Annotated in this window: 2 protein-coding genes and 1 tRNA gene; all 3 read left to right on the forward strand. The window is 44.0% G+C overall.

Features of this window, described 5'->3' with window-relative positions:
- Positions 1-396 precede the first annotated feature (396 nt).
- Positions 397-470, forward strand: a tRNA-Asp gene (locus KPX09_RS04805).
- 56 nt (positions 471-526) lie between these two features.
- Positions 527-1,342 (forward strand): enoyl-ACP reductase FabI, encoded by an 816-nt coding sequence (gene fabI / locus KPX09_RS04810; protein ID WP_249549233.1) that lies wholly within the window; start codon positions 527-529, stop codon positions 1,340-1,342.
- 215 nt (positions 1,343-1,557) lie between these two features.
- Positions 1,558-2,937 (forward strand): chromosomal replication initiator protein DnaA, encoded by a 1,380-nt coding sequence (gene dnaA, locus KPX09_RS04815; RefSeq protein ID WP_410518485.1) that lies wholly within the window; start codon positions 1,558-1,560, stop codon positions 2,935-2,937.
- Positions 2,938-3,217 lie beyond the last annotated feature (280 nt).

Below are 3,217 nucleotides of genomic sequence, written 5' to 3' on the forward strand. Positions count from 1 at the left end.
GTGGGTGAGCCATGTGGTGGGGTTGATTGAAGTAGGTTGATGCTCCTAATTAAGACGGGTAAAGATTATATAATATTTTAGGGTGCTCCCTGTTTCAGGGCAAATCTTTAGGGAGATTGTGCAGCAAAACATTTAGCTTTGTTATGTTTATATGGTATAGCGGGCTGTCGAACCCTCGACTATTTTTATGTACAGGTGTAATTTTTCTTAAAACTACTAGAATTACAGTATGATAGTTATTTTATGTAATTTTGAAGATATGTAGTTAGTGGGAGTTTTTTCGAGTTTTGTACTACATATGTATGCATAAGTTTGCTATCAATTTTAATTTGCATTTGATGCCAAAACTGTGATTGACAACACGGCTGTGAGCCAGTAGCATTTCGCATGGTTGCTGGGGGTGTAGCTCAGTTGGTTAGAGCGCAAGCCTGTCACGTTTGAGGTCGCGAGTTCGAGTCTCGTCACTCCCGCGTTGCGTTTGTAGTAGGTATTGTTAGAAGTTTACGGGTGTTTTGTGCGTACCGGCATGCTCATGGAAGGAAAAAAGGGGGTCATCATTGGTGTGGCTAATGGTAAGTCCTTGGCGTGGGGCATCGCGAAAGCTGTGTGTGCGCAGGGCGCCGAGGTTGCTCTTACATATCTTTCGGAGACTTTCAAGAAAAGGGTGGATCCTCTTGCGGAGTCTCTAGGTGTCAAGTTGACAGTTCCGTGTGACGTATCAGATACGGAGTCTGTAGACAATATGTTCAGAGTTCTTGCTGAGGAGTGGGGTAGTCTGGATTTTATGGTTCATGCGGTTGCATTTTCCGACAAGAACGAGCTCAAGGGAAGGTATGTTGATACTTCCCTGGGTAATTTCCTGACGTCAATGCATATATCGTGTTATTCTTTTACTTATATTGCAAGTAAAGCTGAGCCGCTTATGGCCGATGGTGGTAGTATTTTGACTCTTTCTTATTACGGTGCTGAGAAGGTAGTGCCTCATTACAATGTGATGGGTGTGTGTAAGGCGGCCCTTGAGGCAAGTGTTAAGTACTTGGCGGTTGATTTGGGTAAGCAGCAGATAAGAGTTAATGCTATTTCTGCGGGGCCTGTTAGAACTTTGGCGTCTTCTGGAATTAGTGATTTCCATTATATAATGACGTGGAATAAGTATAATTCGCCGTTGAGGCGCAATACTACTCTTGATGATGTCGGGGGGGCTGCGTTATATCTGCTGAGTGATTTGGGTAGAGGGACGACTGGTGAGACTGTGCATGTGGATTGTGGCTACCATGTGGTAGGGATGAAATCGGTTGATGCTCCTGACATAAGCCGGGTGAAAGGTGATCATAGCGGGTGAGCGTTTGCAGCCTTGCAGTAAAAGTTTATAAGTGATTTTCCGTTTAGCGTGATGCTTGTTTTGTCTCTCGCATAGGGGGAGTGTGCTTTGAGATTGTGGGTTGGTTTTTGAGCTTATCTATTGTTGCGGAGATAGCGGTAGAGTAAGTCAATGTGAGATTTGGGTTTATCAAAATGATGGGTAATTCCGGGGCTGCTGATTGTAATTTGGGTACTGTGGATAGAGGTAGTACCTATGACGGGCATTTGTCATGGAAGAGTGTTCAGAAAAAGTTGCGGGATTTCTATGGCAGTGCAGCGTATGATAGCTGGCTTAGTGCTCTGGTGTATTCTGGTTATGAAAACGGTAGAGTTATTCTTTTAGTGCCTACGCGGTTCATAAAGGAGTGGATTCTCGTGCATTACCTGGAAAAAATCCTGGAGTATTGGCGAGGGGAGAATCGCGCTGTTTACTGTATTGACATATGTGTTGCAGATGGAGCTGAAAGTGGCGTTCTGCAGGGTAATAGGGGTGTTTCGGTTAAATCTACAGAGGCGCAGGAAGTTCCTTCTGTTAGTACATATGAACATTTGAGTTCTCCTTTGGATCCAAGGTTTACGTTTGACAATTTTGTTGTGGGGAAGCCAAATGAGCTAGCCTTTGCTGCGGCGCGGCGTGTGGCTGAGTCTTCGGAGCCGATTCCTGGGAGTAATCCATTGTTTCTATATGGTGGTGTAGGTTTGGGGAAGACTCATCTTATGCATGCGATTGCCTGGTACGCGCTTGGGTCTCCTAGGAAGAGGAAAATAGCTTATCTATCTGCCGAGAAGTTTATGTATCAGTACGTTACGGCGCTGCGTAGTAAGGACATCATGTTATTTAAAGAGCAGTTTCGTTCGGTAGATGTATTGATGGTGGATGATGTGCAGTTCATTAGTGGTAAGGATAGCACGCAGGAAGAGTTCTTTCATACGTTTAACGCTCTTATAGATCAGAGTAAGCAGTTGGTGATTTCTGCGGACAGATCTCCTAGTGATTTAGATGGCGTGGAAGATAGGATTAAGTCTCGATTGGGATGGGGGTTAGTAGCTGATATTAATGAGACGACTTTTGAGCTTAGGTTGGGTATATTACAGCTGAAAGTCGAGAAGATGGGCATACACGTCCCTGATGAGGTGCTTGAATTTCTTGCTAAAAACATTAAGTCTAATATTAGGGAGCTGGAGGGTGCTTTAAATAAGGTAGTGGCGCATTCTTCTTTGGTTGGCAGTAGTGTCACTGTTGAGCTTGCGAGTGACATTTTGTCTGATTTGTTGCGTGCAAATCATAGATTAGTGACCATAGATGCTATTCAGAAGAAGGTTGCAGAGTTTTTTGGTATCAGGCTAGAAGACATGTATTCCGCGAGGAGGTTGAGGGCTCTTGCTAGACCAAGGCAGGTGGCCATGTATTTGTCAAAAAGGCTGACGCAAAAGAGTTTGCCCGATATAGGTAAAAGCTTTGGTGGTAGGGATCATGCGACGGTAATTCATGCTGTCAAGCAGGTGGAAAAGTTTATAGATACTGATTCAAAACTCGCAGGTGATATAAGTCTGTTGATAAGGATGTTGAGATAGGGTGTGTAACCTCAGAAGGTGTGGGTCCTGGCGGAGATATTAGGTGTATGTGGTTTGAAAGCCATGCATACGTTGGTATGTAGTAGTTTTAGGTGTATTTTCCGTTGCGTGGAATAGATAGGTGCTTTTTGGGTGTTAGCATCTTTCTTTCGGCTGTGTGATGCAGTCTTTTTTTTTGGTAGGTATAATGGCTTTCTATTGGGGTCTAGCAAATGTTGTTAGAGGGAAAGTCGCGATGCATTGCATGGAAGTCAAATGGCTTTAAGGTGAATACGCAAAC

Source organism: Anaplasma phagocytophilum, from assembly GCF_023476575.1.
GTDB lineage: Bacteria > Pseudomonadota > Alphaproteobacteria > Rickettsiales > Anaplasmataceae > Anaplasma > Anaplasma phagocytophilum_A.